Origin of the sequence: Pseudomonas sp. Ag1, from assembly GCF_000278565.1 — a bacterium.
Taxonomy (GTDB): domain Bacteria; phylum Pseudomonadota; class Gammaproteobacteria; order Pseudomonadales; family Pseudomonadaceae; genus Aquipseudomonas.
The window spans coordinates 141,728-163,126 of sequence record NZ_AKVH01000103.1; the positions used below are offsets into that span (position 1 = coordinate 141,728).

The window sequence follows — 21,399 nt, forward strand, 5'->3', positions numbered from 1 at the left end:
GGCGTAATGGGGTTCACATCGGTTTTTGTCGGGTTCAGTATTGCGTAAAGCAATGTAATACGGAAACTCACCAGGAGAATCCCATGATCTTGCCCTACACCATCAATGTCCCCGACGAACGTCTTGTGGCCATCCGCGACAAAGTCGCCGCCTACGATTGGACCCGGCTTCCCGATTTGGGAGGGTGGAAGTCGGGCGTTGGCGTGCGCGACCTTCAGCGCCTGGTCGCTTGCTGGCTGGAATCCTATGATTGGCGCCGGGTCGAAAAACACCTCAACCAACTGCCCAACTTCATCACCGAGATTGAGGGCGAGCACCTGCACTTCGTCCATGTGCGGGGCGACGGTTCCAGGCCGCCGATCCTGCTGCTCCATGGCTGGCCAGGTTCGTACCTGGAATTCGAGGCGCTGCTGGAACCGCTGGCGGCTGACGGACACGATGTGATCGTGCCGTCGCTTCCGGGGTTTGCATTCTCCAGGCCGATCACCGGAGTGATTGGCCCACGTCGGGCGGGCGAACTCATGCATGGGCTGATGGCCCGGCTGTTCGGGCCAACCCGCTTCATCGTTCAGGGCGGTGACTGGGGTTCGGGCATCGCCGGTTGGATGGCCCACGATCGGCCCGAGGCGTTACTGGGGATTCACCTGAACATGGCCGACCTGCTGGCCCAGGGCACCGTTGCGACCACGCCGGAGGAGGAGGCTTTCGTCGCCCGGCGTGACGTGCTGATCGACTGGGAAACCGGCTACAACCACCAGCAGGAAACCCGCCCGCAGACCCTGGGTGTCGCGCTGGCCGACAGCCCGGTGGGGGCCGCGGGATGGATCCTCGAAAAAATCGGCACATGGGCCGATCTGCCCACTACCGCCGATGGCAGCCCGGATCTCTGGGGCACCTTTACCGAGGAGCAACTGCTGACCAACATCATGTTGTATCTCGCGCCATCTTCCATGGTCACCGCGACGTGGATGTATCACGGCAAGCGCCTTGAGGGATCGTCAAAATTCCCGGTCGGCACCCGCATCCAGGTGCCGACCGGATTTGCCGCCTTTCGTGATCCGGTGTTCGTGCCGCCGCCGCGCTCATTTGCCGAAAAGACCTTCAACATCGTGCACTGGAGCGAGATGCCCGCCGGCGGTCACTTCGCGGCCTGGGAGCAGCCGGCGTTGATGCTGGCGGACCTGCGCGCCTTTATCGCTACGGTCTCGGCTTGATCATCAAATCCAGGTTCTGCACGGCGGCACCTGCGGCGCCCTTGCCGAGGTTGTCGAATATCGCCGCCAGCAGGACCTGGCCCGTCTCGTGGTTTTCACACACGATCAAACGCACATCGTCCGTGCCGTTCAGCGCTTGAGGGTCGAGGTAGGTCAACTCCCTCGCAGCCTGCATCGACAGCACCTGTACGTGACGGGTATCGCGGTAGTGCTGCGACAGGCAGGCATGCAACCGCGCGGCGTCCACGCCCGGGGCCAACAGCCGCAGTTGCAGCGGGATGGTTAGCACGATGCCCTGACGGAACGCCCCGTAGGCCGGCACAAACAGCGGCGGCTGCGTCAGCCCGCTTTGCTGCTGAATCTCCGGCACATGCTTGTGTGCCAGTCCCAGCCCATACACCAGGAACGCGGGCGCCTGTGAAGCGTCGGCGCCCTCGTGCTCCTGCACCCCGGCGCGGCCCTTGCCGGAATAGCCCGAGACGGCATGAATGGTCGTCGGGTAGTCCCCGGGCAGCAGCCCGGCCTCAAGCAACGGGCGCAGCAACCCAATCGCACCGGTGGGATAGCAACCGGGATTGCTCACCCGCTGCGCCGTGGCAATGCGTTGCGCCTGTTGCGGGGTCATCTCGGCGAAACCGTAGGTCCAGTCGGGATGAGTGCGGTGTGCCGAACTCGCGTCGATCACCCGCACGGCCGGATTGTGGATGCTGGCGACGGCGTCCCGTGCGGCGTCGTCGGGCAGGCAGAGAATCGCGATATCGCAGGCGTTGATCATCTCGGCGCGCTGCTGCGGATCCTTGCGGTGTTCAGGGCTGAGGGTGATCAGTTGCAGATCGGTGCGGTCGCGCAGGCGTTGATGGATCTGCAGCCCGGTGGTGCCTTGGTCGCCGTCGATGAATACAAGAGGATTTGCCATGGGATGCACTCGGATAGGAAATCAGGTGTTCCAATCTTCGGCCAGCCGCTAGGATAGGAAAAGTTGAATTTCCAAACGATGAAGTTCAGATTTTATGAACGAGGATTGACCCATGCGCGAAATCAGCCTGGACCGCCTGCGTACGTTGGTGGCGATTGCCGACCTCGGTTCGTTCGCCGAGGCCGCCCGCATGCTTAACCTGGCGCCACCCACCGTCAGCCTGCACATCGCCGACCTGGAGGCGCGAGTGGGCGGCAAGCTGCTATCGCGTGCCCGTGGGCGGGTGCAGCCCTCAGCGATTGGCGAAACCCTGGTGGAGCGCGCCCGCCGCTTGTTGGCGGATGCCGAGCAGGCGCTTGAAGACGTGGAGCGACAGGTGCAGGGGCTGGCGGGGCGGGTGCGTCTGGGAGCCTCAACCGGAGCCATCGCACAGTTGCTGCCGCAAGCCCTGGAAACCTTGAGCCAACATCATCCCGCCATTGATGTGCAGGTGGCGGTGCTCACGTCGCAGGACACATTGAAGAAGCTGGCCGAGGGCGCCCTGGAGATTGGCCTGGTGGCGCTGCCCCAGGCACCGGTGAAGGGCTTGCGGATCGAGCCCTGGCGGCGCGACCCGGTCATGGCATTTTTGCCGGCGCGTCGGGAATGCCCCGAGGTGGTAACACCCGCCTGGCTGGCTGCCCAGCCGTTAATCCTGAATGACAACACCACCCGGCTTTCGCGCCTGACCGCCGAATGGTTTGCCAGTGAAGGATTGCAGCCCACACCGCGTATTCAACTGAACTACAACGATGCGATCAAAAGCCTGGTGGCCGCCGGTTATGGCGCGACGTTGTTGCCCCATGAAGCGTCCACGCCGTTGACCGACAGCCGGATTGTGATGCGGCCATTGCAGCCGTTGTTGTGGCGCCAGTTGGGTATCGCGCATCGTGCCGGAAACGTCGAACGGCCGACGCAGCACGTGCTGGATGTGTTGTGGGGGTTGAGCGTCGGTCATACGGATTGACAGGGCCCGACTATGGAATTTTATTTCTATGAGCGTGATGCCAAATTAGTGGCGACTTCCCGATTCCCCTTCTAAGCCCTTTACCGACTCAACTATGGATGGGTCGGTACGATGGAGTTTTATTCTGCTAAGGGTTCTAGCGACAACGAAGGACAGGGTTTCACAGCAATTCCGAGTTTCCACAGTACAACGCTGGGCTCTCCCGGCAATCAAGGCTTCCTGATTTGGCGACAGACCATCGAACTCCTGTTTGATGCAACCGCTCTCGAAACTCATGATTTTTCAGCCTCAATGACGGTTTACCATTTCAACCGCTTTCTGTTTTGCAGTGGTCGCCTGGATGGCGCCCGCTACTGCCGGGACCGGGCACGATTGAAATGGTGCGACCTCGATCACTACCTGCTTCATCTGCCCTTGCACAGAGGCCTGGTGTGCGGCGACGGTTTGCGGGTGCGCCGGCTGGATGTGGTGGTGCTTGATCTGTCGCAACCGGCGGATTTTTCCATGGCGCAGGGCGAGGGCGTTAGCCTGCTGATTCCGCGTACGGCGTTGTCGCCCTTGCTGTATGACACGGACCAGTTGCATGGCCTGGTGCTGCGCCGGGAGAGCGCATCCGGTGCACTGCTGGCGCAACTGTTGTCTTCATTGGCGTTCGTTGTGCCGAAGCTTTCACTGGACGAGGCGTTCAGGCTCACGCTGCCCATACTCGGCATGGTCGCGGCTTGCCTGGCTCAGGTAGCAGCTCGCACAGCCGCGGCGCCGCGTTCCGGCCCCGCCCATCTTGGCCGCAGGGTACGCCTTTACATCGAGCAGAATCTGCAGCGCGATGACCTCACCCCGGGTGCGCTTGCCAAGGAGCTGGGCGTTTCGCGCAGCCAGCTGTACCGCGAGTTTGAAAAATTTAGCGGTGTGCGCCACTACGTCCAGCAACGTCGCCTGCGCCGGTGCCTGTTCGCACTCGGTGACCCGGGTAATGCCGCCCGGCGCATATCTGACCTCGCCTACGACCATGGCTTCGCCGATGAAGCGCATTTCAGCCGGCTGTTTCGCAAGGCCTTCGGCCTGTCGCCACGGGCTGCCAAAACCGCCATGCAGCGCGGCGATCTGCCGGGTTTTTCTCACCTGGTGCCACACGCTGGCGACGTGCCCGGGCTCGCGAAGTGGGTCCGGGAATTGATCAGCAGCTGAATCCGCCAGAGGCCGTTTAACCGAACGGCCTTTTTTTGGGACGCGCATCCAGGTTTTCGGGACGCACGTCCACAGACAGCACCGGGACTCCAGGCCTAACCTCGACTCACCAACCAACCCATCAGCAAGTGGCGTTGCCAGGCACAGCAGTCTGCATTGGCACTGGCATCTGACAAGGAGCGTCTCACGTGGCGAATCAATCTCTGCACCTTCTCATCCAGAGCATCGCCGGGGCCGTCGCCGAGGCGCAGGACAAGATCCAGCGTTTCCAGGTGTCCACGGTGCGCCAGTATTTCGATGAAGATAACCGGCCGGTCAGTATCGAGGTCCGGTTGCCATCCACTTCCCCCGGCGCACTGGAAGGTGAGGAACGCGTGGTCTCCGTGCCGCTGCTTTCCCTCGTAGGCTCACGACTGCTCGCCGTGAAGGACATGGAAATCTCTTTCGAGGTTGGCCTCAACGCGGATGAGAGTGGTGCACTGAGCCCTGTGCAAAGTGAAGCGCCTGACTCAGGCGATGCCGATTCCCCATGGCCGACTGAATCCCACAAGCCTTTGAGCGTCGATCTTGGCGCTCGCCGTAATGGGGAAGGCGGGCCACTCGCGCGCGTCACCCTCAGAGTCGAAACCCAACCCTCGTCCGAGGGGATGGCTCGGCTGGTTCAAAACCTCGATAAATTGATCTGAGTACAAATGGAGATGACTTATGCCTAACTTCTCGATGGGTGACCAATTCCGCGGCCTTCCCATGGGTGACTTGATCGGCGGTCCCCTGACCGCCGCTTGCGATGCCCAGGTACGCCTGGCCAATGCCACCGCTGATTTCATCAAGGTGATTGGCTTTCTGCCGCCCGCGACCGACGACGATCCCAACGCGGTCGGTGGCGTGCGAACAGTGATGTTCCGTTTCGATCGACCTTCACAGACCAACCCGGGCACGGGCGGGGCCAACCCGATGGAAACGGTGGAGCTGGAAGTGCCGCTTCTGGCCGTGGTGAAGGTGCCGAACTTGTCCATTAACAAGGTCGACATCAGCTTCGACATGGAGGTTAAAAACTCCGAGCAATCCCGCGAGTCCAGCGACTCCGCAGCGGCGTTGTCGGCCGAGGCGAAGATCGGCTGGGGCCCGTTCAGCGCCAAGGTGAACATCTCGGGCTCGGTGTCTTCTCACAAGGAAAACACCCGATCAAGCGACCAGTCGGCCAAGTACCACGTCGAGGTGCATGCCAGTGACGACGGCATGCCTGAAGGCCTGGCCCGGGTGCTCGACATGATCGCCCAGTCCGTCGCGCCCAAGGCGATCACCCAGGCGGCGGCGTAAGCCGGCATCGCTAGTGCTTAACAGCCAGCGGCTATAGGGGATTAACCCGGCGCTGGTCGTCAGGCTTTTCCGGAAAGGAGACCCATCATGTTCGACCTGACGGACGTGGGATACGTAAAGCGCATCGTGGTCGGCAGTACCGATCCGGAAAAGCTGACTCCCGAAGCGGTGGTGCAGGCACAAGCCGCGCTGCTCAATCGCTGCCTGACCGAAACCCCCAAGGGGCGGATTGTCGGCATCGAAAAGAATTTCACGCTGCTCAATATTGGCGAGCACCAGGTGGTATTGCAGGCCCTTATCTACCACCTGGGTTTTGCCCGCAAGCCGTATTGGCTGCCCGATGACGAAGGGCAGTCGTGATGATCCGCCTGGAGGAGTTTATCCGGGCATTGGGCGGCGAAATGCACCTGGCGCAGGTGGCCTCCAGTCGATTGTGGCCGGGTACTTACGTGGCAGGCATGGAGGTGGTTGTGGCCGCCACGGTAGAGCGGGTTGCATGCGGGGCGCTGGCGCTGCGGATCGGGCGTGCACCGCGGGGTAAGGCAACCGCTCATGAACTGTGTATCGAGGTGCCGGGCGATGGGGCTGAAGCGATCACCGTTCGCCTCGATGGCAACCTGCTTGGGCGCTACCGGGGGCATGGCGATGAAGAGGCGCGCTGACCGTTCGATGTTGTTGACCCTGTCTGAACAGGAGACGAAGACATTGCGAGGCATCATCAAGCCAAACGTCGAGCCGCCAGCGGGCATGTTGATGCGCAAGCGCGTGTTATGCGGGCTGGGTGTTGCCTTCCTGTTCGCGGTGGTGGTGCTCGGGATGGTCAAGCCCGATTTGGCGAGGGAGATTGTGCAGCTGGCGAGTCGTTTGTTGGCGTTGTGGTTCTAGACAGTCACTTAACAAGGAGAGTCAAAATGAAAAAAACAGCATCCCTGTTCGCTGGCGCGATGTTGCTGGCAGGCATCCTGCCGGCTTCTGCCGATGAACAATTGGCGGGGACCATCCTCGACGGTAGCAACTATGTTCGGGTTGCCCTGACGCTCCCCAGCGCCACACCGTCTGCCCCGGCTGGAGATCTGCGCGTCGCAGGCAGCTGGGCCTGCAATCTCACGCTCAATTTCGTCACGACGGATGAGCAGAAAGTAGATCTTTATGCCTTGGGCGGGCCGGCAAAGGGCCGTTGTGCGCCACTGGAAAATGGTTATCTGCACAGACGCGGCGCTGGCGGTGCTGTCGTCATTGAGTTGTTTAAACGCGGTGAAGAGAGCCCCCTCTACACCGTCAAGCTCGATCCCCCGGGCAAGTAGCGACAACGCCCGCTTCCTGAGTTCCACCTTCAGAACACACTGATGCAAGGCACGTTTCCCGTCGCCTGACGGGAAACGTGTGCCTGCAGCAAGGAGCAAACCATGTGCATTAGCAATACAGTCGGCGACAGCGGCAAGAATATTCCGGCAGATGTACGCAGCCTTCAGTTTCTGCTCAACCTCAACAGCGGCCAACATGGCCTGGTCTGCAACCTCGCCACTGATGGGGCGTGGGGGAGCGGCTCCCGTGGGGCACTGAAGACTTTCCAGCAAGGTGCAGGGGTTACTCCGGGGGCTCTGGTAGCGCCGTGTGACCAGACGATGGCGGCGCTGCGCAGGGGGCTGCCACCAGGCCTGACGGTAGAAAAGTTGCGCATCATCATGACCACTGCCAGCGCCTCGCGCGTTGCCGAGTTTTTCCAGCCGATTGTCGATGTGCTCAATCGCTACAAGATCAATACACCGCTGCGCATTGCACATTTCCTGGCGCAGATCGCCCACGAAAGTGGCTGCCTGGTTTACACCGAAGAAATCGCTTCTGGTGCTGCTTACGAAGGGCGCAAAGACCTTGGCAATACGAAGCCAGGCGATGGAAAGCTGTTCAAGGGCCGGGGGCTGATCCAGCTCACGGGCCGTGCCAACTATCGCCAGTACGGCCTGGCCTGCCACCGGGATTTCGAGGGCACTGATGCGCCTGGGCAGGTGGGCACAGACCCCGACCTGTCGGTAGACGTTGCGGGCTGGTTCTGGTCCAGCAGGAACCTCAACGACCAGGCCGATGCCGACAATGTGAAGGAGGTCACGCGACTCATCAACGGCGGCGCCAATGGCCTTGCCGATCGAATGGCCTACCTCGAGCGAGCCAAGTGGCTGCTGATGAATTAACCCCGTTTAAGGCCTTCCTGCGCTGCGAGGCGCGGGAGAAGGGCGCAACCGCGCCATCCCCTTTAAAAGGGGAATAGATGTGAACGCAACCTCTCTCAATGTTCGCAACCTCATGCAAGGAGCAAGACCATGAGCACAACCCTGCTTTGCTGGTGCCGTGATGACAGCCAGCTAACCGCCGCCGCGCGTAATTTTCGCGCTGATTATCGCTACAGCGGCTGCCGCCGCGCCGCCCTGCCGCAGACACTCGGGCGCTTGCGCAATGGCGATGTCCTGGTCATCACCGCGCACGGCTCCCCGCAAGCCTTCGGCGAAGAAGGGGTCAACTTCACCGACTTCACCCCTCGTCAGTTCGCTGACGCATTGCTGGCCAACCCGCCGGGAGGGTGGAGCGGCAGCTTGTACTTCGATATCTGTAACGGTTATGCCTTCGCCCAGAACGTACGCCCGCTGATTAGCGCCGGGCTTCCAAACCTGCGCCTGTTCGGATGCGAAGGTGATACCGATATGGCTGTCGACTTGAGCCGTCATCGTGAGGCCACGGCGTAAGCCAACAACCCTGCCGTGTTTCCATTGGAACACGGCAGGACCATGGTCCAGGTACTTGGCGATGTTGTACACATCCGGCAAGACGGTTAGCCTTGCGCTCCGATGTCATCAGCCATTTCAAGGAAGGAAGCGCGTGTGAAGGTTTTTCAAGGAGTGATCGGGCTATCGCTATTGAGCTTGCTGTTCGGCTGCAGCGCCGGGCCTGTGCAAACGCTGAAGTTCAATGTGCCACACGGTTATTACGGCAACTACCTCAAGCAGAAAGTCGGAAATCACGGGCAGTTGACCTGCAACGTGACCACTGAAAAAAACAATCTCGGTGAGGAATGGGTGTCTTCGGTCATTCTCGGAGCGGGCGAGGACGATGCCCAGGACAATATCCTGTTTCTCTCCAGCTACCCGCTAGGTACCGACGACCAACGGGCTTTCCAACTGCGGCTGTTCAACAAGGCACAGCGGGTCACTGATAGCCTGGTCCTGACCACTCCCGATCACAACGGGGTCTACTCACTGCGCCTGGCTTGGGCCGCCGATGGCTCCATCAGCTACCAGGTCGCCAGTGGTGGGCCATGGTCTGAAAAGAAAACGGTGACGCACCCCGGCTTTTCCGTGCGGCACGTCAGCATGCAAGCCTCGGGTATAAAGGGCACGGCTGTCTGTGAACTGGCGGCTGATCGTTGAGAATCTTCGCGTTCATCTTTGCCTTGCTCGTCACCACCTCCGCCCAGGCCAAAGACGGCATCTCCTTTGCCGACGATCCGCTGGGCTGGTCATGCCTGAGGTTCTCCACCTTCACCTTGCTGACGTCGGAACTGACGACGCGCCCGGGCAGCTTTCTTTCGGCCAAGAATGACGCATTGGCGTTTGTAGGGTCCGACGGCGAGATTCGTGGCGCGTATTTCGAACAGGCGCTGCTGAGTTTTCGCAGCGCTGGCGGTAACGCTGATGTCAGCGATGCGCAGTTTGCCGAGGCGGTGGCGGTGATTCAGTGATACATACGATCAGGCTATGAATACCTTCTTGAATCAGGAATTTACAGAAAGCTGAATGCCGTCGACATTAGCGGTTTTTTGAGCCGCTGATCCGGTTTCTTCAGGGAGTCTTCACTATGCCATTCATCCATACCCAGCTCCCCATGACCGTCGACGGCGTACCGTTGAACATCGCCGCGATCCACCGCGCGGGTACCCTGGCGCCAATCGTGTTCCTGCATGGCTTTGGCTCGACCAAGGAAGACTACGCCGACATCGTCCAGCAACCTGCCTTCGACGGTCATCCATTTTTGGCTTATGACGCCCCGGGTTGCGGTGAGAGCCATTGCGATGACCTGTCGAAGATCTCCATCCCGTTCCTGCTGCAAACCGCCTTGCAGGTGCTCGAGCATTTCAACATCGAGCGCTTCCATCTGGTAGGCCACTCCATGGGCGGGCTTACCGCGCTGATGTTGGCGCACCAGTTCCCGGGCCGGGTGCTGAGCTTTGTCGATATCGAAGGCAATATCGCCCCGGAAGACTGCTTTCTCAGCCGGCAGATCGTCGACTACCCGGCGGACGATCCCGAGGCGTTTTTCAGCGCCTTTATCGAGCGCACCCGGCAGGCACCGGCCTACGCCAGCGCGCTGTATTCGGCGAGCCTGCGGCACAAGGTGCGTGCCAGGGCGGTGCGGGGGATCTTCCAGTCGATGGTCGAACTGTCGGATAACGCCGACTTGATGGGCAAGTTCCTCGGCCTGGAATGCCCGCGCATGTTCATGTACGGCGAGCAGAATGCCCATTTGTCGTACCTGGCGCATATCCAGGCGCAAGGCGTGCGGTTGGCGCCGATTGCCCGGTGCGGGCACTTCCCGATGTACTCCAACCCGATCGCGATGTGGCAGCAGATTGCGGACTTTCAACACGGCTGATACCCATCGCCAACGATCGGCCAGGCCCGAAAGCACAAGACTTACGCCTCGAAACCCGGATAATGGCGGCCATATTTTGCTCGCTATTCTGGTAATCCCGCATGGAAATCAAGGTCAATTTTCTCGACAACCTTCGACTTGAAGCCAAGTTCGACGACTTCACCGTGGTGGCCGACCAGCCTATTCGCTACAAGGGCGATGGCTCGGCCCCCGGTCCGTTCGATTACTTCCTGGCGTCGTCGGCGTTGTGTGCGGCTTACTTTGTGAAGTTGTACTGCGAAACCCGCAACATCCCTACCGACAATATTCGCCTGTCCCAGAACAACATTGTCGACCCGGAAAACCGCTACAACCAGATCTTCAAGATCCAGGTCGAATTGCCAGCGGACATCTCCGATAAAGACCGCCAGGGCATCCTGCGTTCCATCGACCGCTGCACCGTGAAAAAAGTCGTGCAGGCCGGGCCGGAGTTTGTCATCGAGGAAGTGGAAAACCTGGATGCCGATGCCCAGGCATTGCTGATGCCGAGCGCGGCGTCCGACGCGGGCACCTACATCGCGGGCAAGGACCTGCCGCTGGAAACAACCATCGCCAACATGTCGGCCATTCTCGCGGGCCTGGGCATGAAGATCGAGATCGCTTCGTGGCGCAATATCGTGCCCAACGTATGGTCGCTGCATATCCGCGACGCGCACTCGCCGATGTGCTTTACCAACGGCAAGGGCGCGACCAAGGAAGGCGCATTGGCGTCGGCATTGGGCGAGTTTATCGAGCGGCTGAACTGCAACTTCTTCTACAACGACCAGTTCTGGGGTGAAGACATCGCCAACGCGGCGTTTGTGCATTACCCGGACGAGCGCTGGTTCAAGCCGGGCCGCAAGGACGAACTGCCACCGGAGATACTCGACGCGCATTGCCTGCACATCTACAACCGTGACGGCGAGCTGCGCGGCTCACACCTCTACGACACCAACTCCGGCAACGAAGAACGCGGCATTGTTTCGCTGCCGTTCGTGCGCCAGTCCGATGGCGAGGTGGTGTATTTCCCGTCCAACCTGATCGAGAACCTGTACCTCAGCAACGGCATGAGTGCCGGTAACACCCTGGCTGAAGCGCAGGTGCAGTGCCTGTCGGAAATCTTCGAACGCGCGGTAAAACGCGAAATCATCGAAGGTGAATTCGCGCTGCCGGATGTACCGCAGGAAGTGCTGGCGAAATTCCCCGGCATCCTGGCCGGTATCCAGGGCCTGGAAGCCCAGGGTTTTCCGGTACTGGTGAAGGATGCGTCCCTGGGCGGTGAATTCCCGGTGATGTGCGTGACGTTGATGAACCCGCGCACCGGCGGTGTATTCGCCTCGTTCGGCGCGCACCCCAGCCTGGAAGTGGCGCTGGAACGCAGCCTCACCGAGCTGCTGCAAGGCCGCAGCTTCGAAGGCCTGAACGATCTGCCGCAGCCGACGTTTGAAGGCCATGCGGTGACCGAACCGAACAACTTTGTCGAGCACTTCATCGACTCCAGCGGCGTGGTGTCGTGGCGCTTCTTCAGCTCGAAGTCGGATTACGAGTTCGTCGAATGGGACTTCTCCGGCCAGGGTGAAAACTCCAATGCCGAGGAAGCCGCCACCTTGTTCGGCATCCTCGAAGGCATGGGCAAGGAAGTCTACATGGCGGTGTACGAGCACATCGGCGCGACCGCCTGCCGCATCCTGGTGCCGGACTATTCGGAGATCTACCCAATCGACGACCTGATCTGGGACAACACCAACAAGGCGCTGTTTTTCCGCGAAGACATCCTGAACCTGCATCGTCTCGACGAAGCGGAATTGAAGGGGTTGGTTGAGCGTCTGGTGGAAAGCGAGCTGGACGACTACACCGACATCACCACCTTGATCGGCATCGAGTTCGATGACAATACGGCGTGGGGTCAGCTGACCATCCTGGAATTGAAGCTGCTGATTTATCTGGCCCTGCAGCAGTTCGAAGAAGCCAAGGAACTGGTGGAGATGTTCCAGCAGTACAACGACAACACCGTCGAGCGCGGCTTGTTCTATCAGGCTGTGAATGCGGTGCTGGAGATGGAGCTGGACGAAGACCTGGAACTGGCGGACTACGAAGTGAATTTCCGCCGGATGTTTGGCAACGAGCGGATGGACGCGGCGATTGGGTCGGTGAATGGCAGTGTGCGGTTCTATGGTTTGACGCCGACGAGCATGAAGCTGGAAGGGCTGGACCGGCACCTGCGGTTGATCGACAGCTACAAAAAGCTGCACGCGGCGCGGGCCAATACCGCGCGCTGATCCATACCTGTCAGGGAAGATATTGACCTGTGGCGAGGGAGCTTGCTCCCGCTGGGTCGCGAAGCGGCCCCAGAAAATGGGACTGCTACGCAGTCCAGCGGGAGCAAGCTCCCTCGCCACAGGTTATTGGTTGCTTGCTCTGGCTCTTACAACGTCCATCCCAACCCCAGCGCCTTGTGCAATGACGCAAAGTCCTTGAGCAACAGCGCATCCCCGGAAATCCGGCTTTCCTGCGCCTGGTACCGCGTACGTTCCGCGTCCAGCCAATCCAGCGTGCTCGCCGTACCTGCCTTATAACGCTGGCGCGTCAGGTCCGCAGCCCGTACCGCCGAAGATTCCACGTTACGCAGCAGCACCACGTTCTGCCGCTGGTTGCCATACCGCGCCAGGGCCACATCCGCATCACGCAATGCACTCAACACCACGCTTTTGTAATGGGCCAGGGCCTCGTCGCGCCCGGCTTGCGCACCTTTGACACTGGCCGCCACCCGGCCGAAATCCAATGCGTTCCAGGTCAGCCGCGGCAACAGCAGCCAGGTGCCGCTGTCCTTGCGCGCCAGGTGCCCGGGATCGGCCGCCGAGAACGACAAGTCGCCCATCAGGCTGAGCTTGGGAAACCAGTCGGCGGTTTTCTCGCCGATCTGCGCGTTGCTGGAAGCCAGTTGGCGCTCGGCCACCCGGATATCCGGGCGTGCTTTCAGGATCGCCGCCGGGTCTGCAAAGGGTACCTGGCTAGGGATAGCGGGCAGGGCGCGGGGAGTGTTGAGGCTCGCGTCCAACTCGCCCGGTTCCAGGCCGCAGAGCAGGTTCAACTGGTCAATCGCCTCGACGATTGACGCTTGCAGCGGCAGGCGTTGGGCCCGGGTGTTTTCGGCCTGTGTCAGGACCTGCTCCAGCTGTAACTGCGAGGCCACGCCACGGCTGCGTCGCTGCTGGGTCAGGTCCAGCGCCTGTTCCTCAATCTCGACACTGGCGTCCACCAGTGCCAGTCGCGCCTGCTGGTCACGCACGTCGGCATAGGTCTGCACCACCTCGGCTGCCAGTTGCACCTGGGCATCGGCCAGTTGCGCCTGCGAGGCGTCGTTTTCCGCCTGGGCCGCCTCGATTGCACGCCGGGTGCCGCCGAACAGGTCGGCCTCCCAGCTGGCATCAAACCCGGCGAGGTAAAGGCTCAATGGCCCGCGACCACCGCCACTGCTGCCACCCAGCGCCGAGGTGTCGGGGGAGCGCAGCTTCAGCATCGCTGCATCGCCGGTGATCTTGGGCAGGGCGTTGGCGTTGGCGCCACTCAGGCTGGCTCGCGATTGCTTGAGGCGCGCCTGGGCGGTCGCCATGTCCGGGCTGTTTTGCAGGGCTTGGGCCACCAATTGGTTGAGCTGCGGATCGCCCAGGGCTTGCCACCACTGGGCGACCGCAGGTGTGCGCGGCAGGCCTATGTCGGCGTGGGGCAAGCGCCCGGCCGCGAGGGTCTTTGGCGCGGCATCCGGCGCGCCCTGGTAGTCCGGCCCCACGGTACACGCCGTCAGCAGGCCGACGGTGAAGAGCAAGGGAAGTGAGCGATAAATCATGTTCGTTGGCCTGCCTGCGCCGCGCGCTTTTTCAGGATGAAGATCAGGGGAAGGCACGCCAGCATGGCGAGTCCCAGCACGTAGAACGCGTCGTTGTAGGCCATCACCGCCGCTTGTTGGGCGATGTCGTTGGCCAGATGACTGAGGGCCTGCAGCGAGGCGGTGGACGGGTCGCCGGTTTGCGCCAGGTAGCTGGCGGTATCGCTCGCCATTTGATCCTGGGTCAACTGGGTGTTGGCCTGGATGCCTTCGCGCAACATGTCGTCGTGGAAGTGGCTGCGCCGGTCCATCAGTACGCCGAGCAGCGCCAGCCCCAAGGTGCCGCCGAGGTTGCGTGACATGTTGTAGAGCCCGGCCGCGTCACCCGCATCGCGGGTTTCCACCGAGCGCATCGACAGTTGGCTGAGGGGCATCATCACCAGGATCTGCCCAAAGCCCCGCAGGATCTGCGACCAGTAGAAATCATGGCCGACACTCTGGGCGGTGAGCTGGGTGTCGAGAAAGCAGCTGGCCCAGTACATCAACAAACCCACGCCGACCATCATCCGCAGGTCCAGGCGGCCAAGCATTCGCGGCAGGATCGGCATCAGCAGGAACGCCGGGATCCCCGACAGCAACATGATCGAACCCGACTGTTGCGCGTTATAGCCCGACAGGATGCCGAGGAACTGCGGCACCAGGTACGCCGTGCCATACAGCCCGGCGCCGACCGCCGTGGCAATCAGCAACACGCTGCCAAAGCTGCGGTTGAGCACCAGTTGCAGGCGCAGGATCGGCGTACTCGAGCGGACTTGCCCGACGGCAATCAGGAAGAAGCCGATGACCATCGTGATGCTCAACCAGATGATCAACTGCGAATCGAACCAGTGTTCGCGCTGGCCTTCTTCCAGCACCACGGTGAGCGAACTCAGGCCCATGGCCAGGCCAATGATGCCCAGCCAGTCGGCCTTGATGAATTGCTGGAGGTTCATGCGGTCGCTGGGCAGGCCGGTGATCAGCAAGGTGATCAAGGTGATGCTGACGGGCAGGTTGATGAAGAAGCACCAGCGCCAGTTGATATTTTCCGTGAGCCAGCCGCCAATCACCGGGCCCAGCAGCGGGCCGAGGATCACCGTCATGCCGAACATCGTGGTGCCGATTGCCAACTGATGGGCAGGCAGGCGGGTGCGTACGATGGTCTGTGCGGTCGGGATCATCGCGCCGCCGGCAAAACCCTGGCCGATACGCCCGGCGATCATCGCGCCGAGGCTTGAGGAGAGCCCGCAGAACATCGAGAAAAACGTGAACATCAACGCGGTGCCGATCAGGAACCGGCGCAGGCCAAATACCCGGGTCAGCCAGGCGGCGAGGGGAATCATGACGATTTCCGACATCAGGTAACCGGTGGCGATCCACGTGCCCTCGGTACCGGTCGCGCCGATCTGGCCCTGGATCTGCGGCAGCGCCGAGTTGGTGATCGAGATGTCCAGGGTCGCCAGCAAGGCGCCCAGCGAGCCGGCGGCAACCGCGATCCAGTCGATCAGCGAAGCGTTGCGCGGTTTGTCCGCGGGCACTTCGGTCAAGATGGCTTCAGCCATGGTTGGCGTCTGCCTTGTGGGTGCGGGTGTCGACTTCCACGGTGGCGGACAAGCCGGGCACCAGTGCCTGGCGCACGTCGTCATCCGGTACATCCAGGGAAATCCGCACCGGCACCCGCTGCACGATCTTGGTGAAGTTGCCGGTGGCGTTGGACGGCGGCAGCAACGCGAACTGGGCGCCGGTGCCGGGGGACAGGCTGTCGATGTGGCCCTGAATATCATGGCCTGGCAGTGCGTCCACATGCACGGTGACGGTCTGCCCGGCGCGCATCTCGCCGATCTGGGTTTCCTTGTAGTTGGCGGTCAGGTAGATCGCGCTCACCGGCACCACGGTCAACAAGCGTGTGCCTGGCTGCACGTATTGGCCGACGCGTACACCGCGATCAGCGACGCGGCCATCGAGCGGGCTGCGAATCACCGCGTCGTCCACGTCCAGCTGGCTCTGGGCTTCGCTGGCCTTGGCCACGCCGAGTTGCGCCTGGGCTTGCTTGAGCTGGGCTTCGAGGGTGCCGTAGCGGGTCTGGCTGGAGCGCAACGCGGCCTGCTTGGCGGCCACGGTGCTGCGGGCCTGGGCGAGCTGGTTGTTGAGCTGCGCCAGGCGTTCTTCCGGCTCGGCCCCGGAACGCGCCAGCGGCGCATAACGTGCGACTTCGGTTTGCGCGTGCTGGGCGTCGGCCTGGGCGCCTTGCAGTTGGGCGCGGGCTTCGGCGATGGTCGAGTCCTGTTGCACGAGGTCGGCCTGGGCCTTGGCAAAGTCGGCCTCGCGGGCCGCAATCGTCGCCGAGGCTTCGTCACTGACTGCCTGGTATTTGCGCGCATCCAGGCGCACCAGCACGTCGCCACGCTTCACGTTCTGGTTGTCGGCCACTAGCACCTCGGCGACGTAGCCGTTGATTTTCGGCGCCACGCTGATGCTGTCGGCTTGCAGATAGGCGTCGTCGGTGGTCTCGATAAAGCGCCCGGTGAGCCACCACCAGGCGCCCCACGCCAGCCCGGCCAACAGCGCCACGCCGGCGAGTGACAGTAGAATCCGTCGGGCTTTGCCACGTTGGCCGTTGACGGTGGTTTCAGGAATGACCTGAGGAGAGGGAGGTGCAGCGGACATCAAGTCACTCCAGTTTTATATCAGTTGGAATAAATTCGTTTTTTCGCGAATTTTTGTCAACTGGTATATTTTGGTTACGTTAAAAAAATGGAGTGGCACATGGCACGACACAAACCGGCCGCCGAAGGGGGTTATCAGCGGGGTGAAGAAACCCGCGCACGCATTATCGAGGCGGCTGTCGAGGTATTTGGCGAGCGTGGCTACGACGGCGCGTCCACGCGAGACATCGCGAATGCTGCCGGCGTCAATGCGCCCGCGATCCAGTACTACTTCGATGGCAAGGAAGGCGTGTACCTGGAATGCGTCGAGCACTTGATCGCGCTGTTGTGGCAGAAGATGGCGCCTACCGTTGAAGCCGCAGAAGGTGCGCTGGCCGATCCCGGGGTCGACGATCAGAGGTTGATCGACGCCTCACTGGGCATTCTCGGCGCGGTGGTTTCAACGATCCAGGACAGTCCCCAGACCACCGCGTGGCGGGCGTTTCTTGACCGCCATCAGGCCGGGCTCTGCCCCGAAAGCGCGACCATGGCGTTCGAGGAACGCTTCAAGGCGCGCATCGCCAACGTGATCCGCCTGCTGATCGCGCGCGTTGCCGGCCTTGCCGTTGACGACGAACGCACGGTGATCCACTCGATGGCGCTGTTCACCCAGGGCCTGGCGTTTCGGGTGCAGAAACCCAAGCTGCTCTCCGCCTTGAACTGGACCGAAGTGAGCCAGAAGGAAATGGAACTGGTGCGGGATGTGGTGCTGATGCAGGCGCGGTTTACCCTGGAAGGCCTGGTACGGCATCGGGACCGGCGCTGACTTCAGCGCTTGCTGAAGGCCAGCCGGGCCGCGAACAGCACGAATATCATGCCGGTGGTGCGGTCCATCCACTTGATCACCTTTTCACGCCGCAGCACACCGGCCAATGGCTGCGTGGCACCGATCAGTATCAGTGCCCAGGCCAGGCTGATCACCACGTGGATGCTCACCAGCCCGAACGTCCACGCCACCAGCGGATGCCCCTGGGGAATGAACTGCGGCAGGAAAGACACGTAGAAAATCCCGATCTTGGGGTTGAGCACGTTGCCCATCATGCCTTTCAGGAACCAGTTGGCGCCGGGCTTTCCATCGGCCTCGACGGACGCCAGCGAACTGCGCGGACGCACCAGCATGTTCAAGCCCAGCCACGCCAGGTAAGCCGCGCCGCAGTACTTCAATACGTTGAAGGCCACCTCGGACACGGCAATCAACGCGCCCAGCCCAAAGGCCACCGCTGCACCCCACAGCAGGCAGCCGGCATTGATACCCAGGGTGGCGCGCAAGGCTTGTTGCTTGCCTTCGACCGTTGCGGTGCGCAGCACCAGGGCCGTGTCCAGTCCTGGGGTCAGCGTCAGCAACGTGGCGGCGAAGGTAAAGGCGAGCAGGTTATCGGTGATGGACATGGATATTTACCTGAAATCAGAAACTCTCAAGACTGGCATTGATACCGGCGACACGCGCCAGTTCGATGGTTGCCGCGACCTGTTCAGCATCGATGATAAAGCCCTGGAAATCGTCATCTCCCGAGTCCAGATGAACGTAACGCTTGCCGAACCGAACCAGCCATTGGTCGAAACGGTCCAGCACCTCAGCCATTGATGACCTGCATACGTTGTATTCATCGTTCGTGGGGCAGATTACGGTCATGGGCGCGCGGCTGTCGATATTTAATCAAGAGCGTGGTGGCTTTCTGGAAAGGCTCATGACGCACTACACCGTCACGCCACGCGATTGCGCCCCGACGACTTGGCCCGATACAACTGCTGATCCGCACGCTTGATCAGCACTGTGGTGTCGCTGTCCGACGCTTCAACGAGCCCGACGCCAATACTCACCGTGACCTGCCCAGCGGTCTCGAAATACGCCCCGGCAATTGCCGCGCGAATCTTCTCGGCCACCACATCCGGGCTGTCCGGCGCTTCGATTTCCGGCAACAGCACCGCAAACTCTTCACCGCCGTAACGGGCGACGAAGTCAGTGGCGCGGGTGGCGTCCTGAATCAACTGCGCGAGCTGGCGCAGTACATCGTCCCCGACGGCATGCCCATGGGTATCGTTGATCCGCTTGAAATGATCAACGTCGATCAGCAGCAAGGCAAACGCGCGCCCGCTGCGCTGGAACAGCAGGCTGTACTCCGCCAGTTTTTCATCGAAGCGCCGACGGTTGTAGACGCCGGTCAGGGCGTCATGGCTGGCCAGGTTCAACAGCTCGGCATTGGCCTGGGTGAGGGCGGCAGTACGCTGGGCGACGGTGGCTTCCAGGGACGCATTGGTGTCCTGCAGTTCGCGCTCTTTGCCAAGCAGCGATTGGGTCATGCCCTTGATGGAGCGCCCGAGCTGGGCGATTTCCAGTACGAAATGGTCTTGAGGGAAATACGCGCCAGGCTGTTGGTTTTGGACCTGCTTGGCTGAACGCGCGAGTTCTTCGATGGGCCGGCTGAGGTACGACGCCAGGTAATACGCCACGAAGCCGAAAATCACCGCGGCAATGACGCCCAACAGCAGCAGTTTGTAGAGCAATACGCGGGCAGGGTGCAGGGCGATTTCCAGCGGCTGGCGCATCACGATGTACCAGGTCAGGCTGGAATTCGACGGGCTGGGCACCGCCACGGCGCTGGTCACGTAGCCGTTGTCGACCGACCAGCCGGTGTCATTGGCCAGGCGGTCCTGGGGCAGTTGCTGGCCGGCCAGTTGTTCCGGGTAGAGCACCTTGCCGTCGTTGTCGATGATCAGCGCCTCGATGTCCGGCGTATTGCCTTTGGCCGCTTCGACAATTTGTGTCACCCACGTCCAATGGGCGTGAGCCCCCAGTACGCCGATCACCTGGCCCCCGGCATTGCGAATCGGTGCGGCAAAGTCGATGAAGCGCCAGGGCTCACCGTTGGAGCCCGGCAGCAGCTTGGCAAGCAGTACCGCCTCGTGGGGATCGCCGGTGTAGTTGCCCTGCAAACCGGCCTGGAACCAGGGCCGTGCCGTTACGGATTGGTCGACCAGCAGCCCATTCACCGCCTGGCGCACACGCCCGTCGGTGTCGGCGACGCCCATCCACGCGTACTCGGCGCGGGACTGGGTGCGTTGTTCCATGGAGGTCAGTATGTCCGGATCGTCCAGGTTGCCCCGTCTGAACAGCGGTGCGCGGCTGAGCAGCGACACTTCGAGCTGGCGTTCACGCAGCTGCACCGCCAATAGCGCGGCGGTGGAGCGGGCAGTGCTCAACAAGGCATTGCCACTGGCCAGTTTCAGTTGCTCGGTAGCGATGTGCCCAACGTAGAACCCTACGCTCACCAGGGTGAGCAGCGACAAACCGGCAAACCAGAGGGTCAGGTGACTACGCAGGCTGGCTTTGATCATTGGGGGCTATCTGAAAGGAGTGTGACTACATGGTAGTCGTACCATTCGGATAGTTGCCATAGCCTGATGATTTATACGCGCATTGATTTCCCACCTGCTTTCCCATGACGGCCATGCCAGAATATGGCGCTTAGCCACTTAGGGAACTCAAGGATGAAAACGCTGTGTGCTGCGCTGTTGTTGACGGTTGTAACCGGTCTGGCCCAGGCCAATGAGGTTCGGATCGGCTTCCAGGAAATAGTGATTCCCGACGCGGAGCACGGCAGGCCGTTGCAGGTGGCGGTGTGGTACCCGACCCATGCTTCCGGCACACCAGAACTGATTGCTGACAATCCGGTGTTTGTCGGCGCGCCGGCCTTGAAGGACGCCGCACCGGCCGCCGGCGAGCATCCGTTGGTGGTGATCTCCCACGGCATCTTCGGCAACTGGATCAACCAGTCCTGGCTCGCCAGCGCGTTGGCCGGGCAGGGTTACATCGTCGCCTCGCCCAACCACCCCGGCACCACCAGCAAGGACCGCACACAGCCGGCCGCTTCCGAGCTGTGGAAACGGCCCCTGGATATCCATCGGGTGATTGATGCCGTGATTGCCCAGCCGAAACGCTTCGGCGCGGTGGCCCAGCGCAAGATCGCCGTCGTCGGGCACTCCCTCGGTGGCTGGACCGCACTCGAAGTCGGCGGTGCCCGCTTTGATACGCAGCGCTTTACCGAGGACTGCAAGTTGCATCCGGAAATTGCCCCTTGCAAGGCCTACGAACAACTTGAGGTTGGTCGCACCGAGCAGGCGAGGCAGCGACTGGCCGGTGACTTGAGCGACCCGCGCGTGGCGGCTATTGTTTCCCTGGACCTGGGATTCGCCCGCGGCTTCAGCGATGCCAGCCTCGCGGCGCTGAACCGCCCAACGTTGGTGATTGCGGCGGGCACGCCATCGCCGGAATTGCCCGCCGCACTCGAGTCGGCCGACTTGGCCAAGCGCCTGCCGCAGAAGACTTCGCGCTACGTGGAAATCAGCGACGCCACGCACTTCAGCTTCCTGCCCATCTGCAAGCCGGGCGCGGTGGAGCGGATTGAACAGAGCGACCCCGGCGAAGGCTTCATTTGCCTGGATGCCAAGGGTGCTCGTCCCAAGCCGCAGATCCAGCAGCAGGTACTCAGCTTGATCAGTGAGTTTCTGCAGCAGTCACTGCGCTAGCC

At 61.6% G+C, this 21,399-nt stretch carries 24 protein-coding genes and 1 pseudogene; 18 read left to right on the forward strand and 7 right to left on the reverse strand.

What is annotated here, in order from left to right:
- The first annotated feature begins 83 nt into the window (after window positions 1–83).
- Window positions 84–1,214: an epoxide hydrolase family protein gene (locus A462_RS12635; RefSeq protein ID WP_008436320.1), complete on the forward strand. Its 1,131-nt coding sequence runs from the start codon at window positions 84–86 to the stop codon at window positions 1,212–1,214.
- Here the strand turns inward: A462_RS12635 and argC are convergent.
- Window positions 1,198–2,130, reverse strand: coding sequence for an N-acetyl-gamma-glutamyl-phosphate reductase (gene argC / locus A462_RS12630; RefSeq protein ID WP_008436321.1), 933 nt, complete (start codon window positions 2,128–2,130; stop codon window positions 1,198–1,200). The genes A462_RS12635 and argC overlap by 17 nt on opposite strands.
- A 112-nt stretch (window positions 2,131–2,242) precedes the next feature.
- Between argC and A462_RS12625 the strand changes: the two genes are divergently transcribed.
- The 15 genes and pseudogenes from A462_RS12625 to A462_RS35255 form a co-directional block, all read left to right on the forward strand.
- Window positions 2,243–3,136, forward strand: a complete 894-nt coding sequence (locus tag A462_RS12625) for a LysR family transcriptional regulator (protein WP_008436322.1) — start codon at window positions 2,243–2,245, stop codon at window positions 3,134–3,136.
- Window positions 3,137–3,247: 111 nt separating this feature from the next.
- Complete coding sequence (locus A462_RS12620; RefSeq protein WP_238544245.1) at window positions 3,248–4,324, forward strand: helix-turn-helix domain-containing protein; 1,077 nt, start codon at window positions 3,248–3,250, stop codon at window positions 4,322–4,324.
- Window positions 4,325–4,512: 188 nt separating this feature from the next.
- A complete protein-coding gene (locus A462_RS12615; protein ID WP_008436324.1) occupies window positions 4,513–5,010 on the forward strand; it encodes a DUF2589 domain-containing protein in 498 nt (165 codons plus the stop codon).
- A gap of 19 nt (window positions 5,011–5,029) precedes the next feature.
- Window positions 5,030–5,644 (forward strand): DUF2589 domain-containing protein, encoded by a 615-nt coding sequence (locus tag A462_RS12610; protein ID WP_008436325.1) that lies wholly within the window; start codon window positions 5,030–5,032, stop codon window positions 5,642–5,644.
- A gap of 87 nt (window positions 5,645–5,731) precedes the next feature.
- Complete coding sequence (locus tag A462_RS12605) at window positions 5,732–6,004, forward strand: hypothetical protein (RefSeq protein ID WP_008436326.1); 273 nt, start codon at window positions 5,732–5,734, stop codon at window positions 6,002–6,004.
- Window positions 6,004–6,306 carry a hypothetical protein gene (locus A462_RS12600; RefSeq protein ID WP_008436327.1) on the forward strand — a complete coding sequence of 101 codons (303 nt, stop codon included), beginning with the start codon at window positions 6,004–6,006 and terminating at the stop codon, window positions 6,304–6,306. The genes A462_RS12605 and A462_RS12600 overlap by 1 nt, the downstream gene beginning before the upstream one ends.
- 7 nt (window positions 6,307–6,313) lie before the next feature.
- On the forward strand, window positions 6,314–6,529 hold the full coding sequence (locus A462_RS12595; protein ID WP_238544246.1) for a hypothetical protein: 216 nt from the start codon (window positions 6,314–6,316) through the stop codon (window positions 6,527–6,529).
- Window positions 6,530–6,555: 26 nt separating this feature from the next.
- Window positions 6,556–6,948, forward strand: coding sequence for a hypothetical protein (locus A462_RS12590; protein ID WP_008436329.1), 393 nt, complete (start codon window positions 6,556–6,558; stop codon window positions 6,946–6,948).
- Between the two features lie 102 nt (window positions 6,949–7,050).
- Entirely contained in the window at window positions 7,051–7,833 is a 783-nt protein-coding gene (locus A462_RS12585) for a glycoside hydrolase family 19 protein (RefSeq protein ID WP_008436330.1), read from the forward strand.
- Window positions 7,834–7,962: 129 nt separating this feature from the next.
- On the forward strand, window positions 7,963–8,382 hold the full coding sequence (locus tag A462_RS12580) for a hypothetical protein (RefSeq protein ID WP_008436331.1): 420 nt from the start codon (window positions 7,963–7,965) through the stop codon (window positions 8,380–8,382).
- Window positions 8,383–8,517: 135 nt separating this feature from the next.
- Window positions 8,518–9,063, forward strand: a complete 546-nt coding sequence (locus A462_RS12575) for a hypothetical protein (protein WP_238544247.1) — start codon at window positions 8,518–8,520, stop codon at window positions 9,061–9,063.
- Window positions 9,060–9,374 (forward strand): DUF2388 domain-containing protein, encoded by a 315-nt coding sequence (locus tag A462_RS12570; RefSeq protein ID WP_008436334.1) that lies wholly within the window; start codon window positions 9,060–9,062, stop codon window positions 9,372–9,374. The genes A462_RS12575 and A462_RS12570 overlap by 4 nt, the downstream gene beginning before the upstream one ends.
- A gap of 116 nt (window positions 9,375–9,490) precedes the next feature.
- Entirely contained in the window at window positions 9,491–10,285 is a 795-nt protein-coding gene (locus tag A462_RS12565) for an alpha/beta fold hydrolase (RefSeq protein ID WP_008436335.1), read from the forward strand.
- A 101-nt stretch (window positions 10,286–10,386) separates the two neighbouring features.
- Window positions 10,387–12,582, forward strand: a complete 2,196-nt coding sequence (locus A462_RS12560) for an OsmC domain/YcaO domain-containing protein (RefSeq protein ID WP_003215159.1) — start codon at window positions 10,387–10,389, stop codon at window positions 12,580–12,582.
- Between the two features lie 27 nt (window positions 12,583–12,609).
- Window positions 12,610–12,705, forward strand: a pseudogene (locus tag A462_RS35255) (N-acetyltransferase); the annotation flags it as partial.
- Window positions 12,706–12,728: 23 nt separating this feature from the next.
- Here A462_RS35255 and A462_RS12555 read toward each other — a convergent pair.
- The 3 genes from A462_RS12555 to A462_RS12545 are packed head-to-tail and all read right to left on the reverse strand — an operon-like array spanning window position 12,729 to window position 16,832.
- The gene (locus A462_RS12555) at window positions 12,729–14,150 is read right to left on the reverse strand and encodes an efflux transporter outer membrane subunit (RefSeq protein WP_008436338.1); all 1,422 of its coding nucleotides are present in this window, start codon (window positions 14,148–14,150) and stop codon (window positions 12,729–12,731) included.
- Window positions 14,147–15,727 (reverse strand): DHA2 family efflux MFS transporter permease subunit, encoded by a 1,581-nt coding sequence (locus A462_RS12550; protein ID WP_008436340.1) that lies wholly within the window; start codon window positions 15,725–15,727, stop codon window positions 14,147–14,149. Before A462_RS12550 ends, A462_RS12555 begins: the two co-directional genes overlap by 4 nt.
- Window positions 15,720–16,832 (reverse strand): HlyD family secretion protein, encoded by a 1,113-nt coding sequence (locus A462_RS12545; protein WP_008436342.1) that lies wholly within the window; start codon window positions 16,830–16,832, stop codon window positions 15,720–15,722. The genes A462_RS12550 and A462_RS12545 overlap by 8 nt, the downstream gene beginning before the upstream one ends.
- A 99-nt stretch (window positions 16,833–16,931) precedes the next feature.
- Here A462_RS12545 and A462_RS12540 point away from each other — a divergent pair, with 99 nt between their 5' ends.
- A complete protein-coding gene (locus A462_RS12540; protein WP_003215166.1) occupies window positions 16,932–17,636 on the forward strand; it encodes a CerR family C-terminal domain-containing protein in 705 nt (234 codons plus the stop codon).
- A 2-nt stretch (window positions 17,637–17,638) separates the two neighbouring features.
- Here A462_RS12540 and A462_RS12535 read toward each other — a convergent pair whose 3' ends face one another.
- From A462_RS12535 to A462_RS12530, 3 genes are all read right to left on the reverse strand, one after another.
- Entirely contained in the window at window positions 17,639–18,259 is a 621-nt protein-coding gene (locus A462_RS12535; protein WP_008436344.1) for a LysE family translocator, read from the reverse strand.
- 16 nt (window positions 18,260–18,275) lie between these two features.
- On the reverse strand, window positions 18,276–18,452 hold the full coding sequence (locus A462_RS33495) for a DUF6630 family protein (RefSeq protein WP_177325577.1): 177 nt from the start codon (window positions 18,450–18,452) through the stop codon (window positions 18,276–18,278).
- A gap of 122 nt (window positions 18,453–18,574) precedes the next feature.
- Complete coding sequence (locus tag A462_RS12530; protein WP_003215172.1) at window positions 18,575–20,206, reverse strand: sensor domain-containing diguanylate cyclase; 1,632 nt, start codon at window positions 20,204–20,206, stop codon at window positions 18,575–18,577.
- A gap of 153 nt (window positions 20,207–20,359) precedes the next feature.
- On the opposite strand from A462_RS12530, the gene A462_RS12525 reads away from it, so the two are divergent.
- Window positions 20,360–21,397 carry an alpha/beta hydrolase family protein gene (locus A462_RS12525; protein ID WP_008436347.1) on the forward strand — a complete coding sequence of 346 codons (1,038 nt, stop codon included), beginning with the start codon at window positions 20,360–20,362 and terminating at the stop codon, window positions 21,395–21,397.
- The last annotated feature ends 2 nt before the right edge of the window (window positions 21,398–21,399 follow it).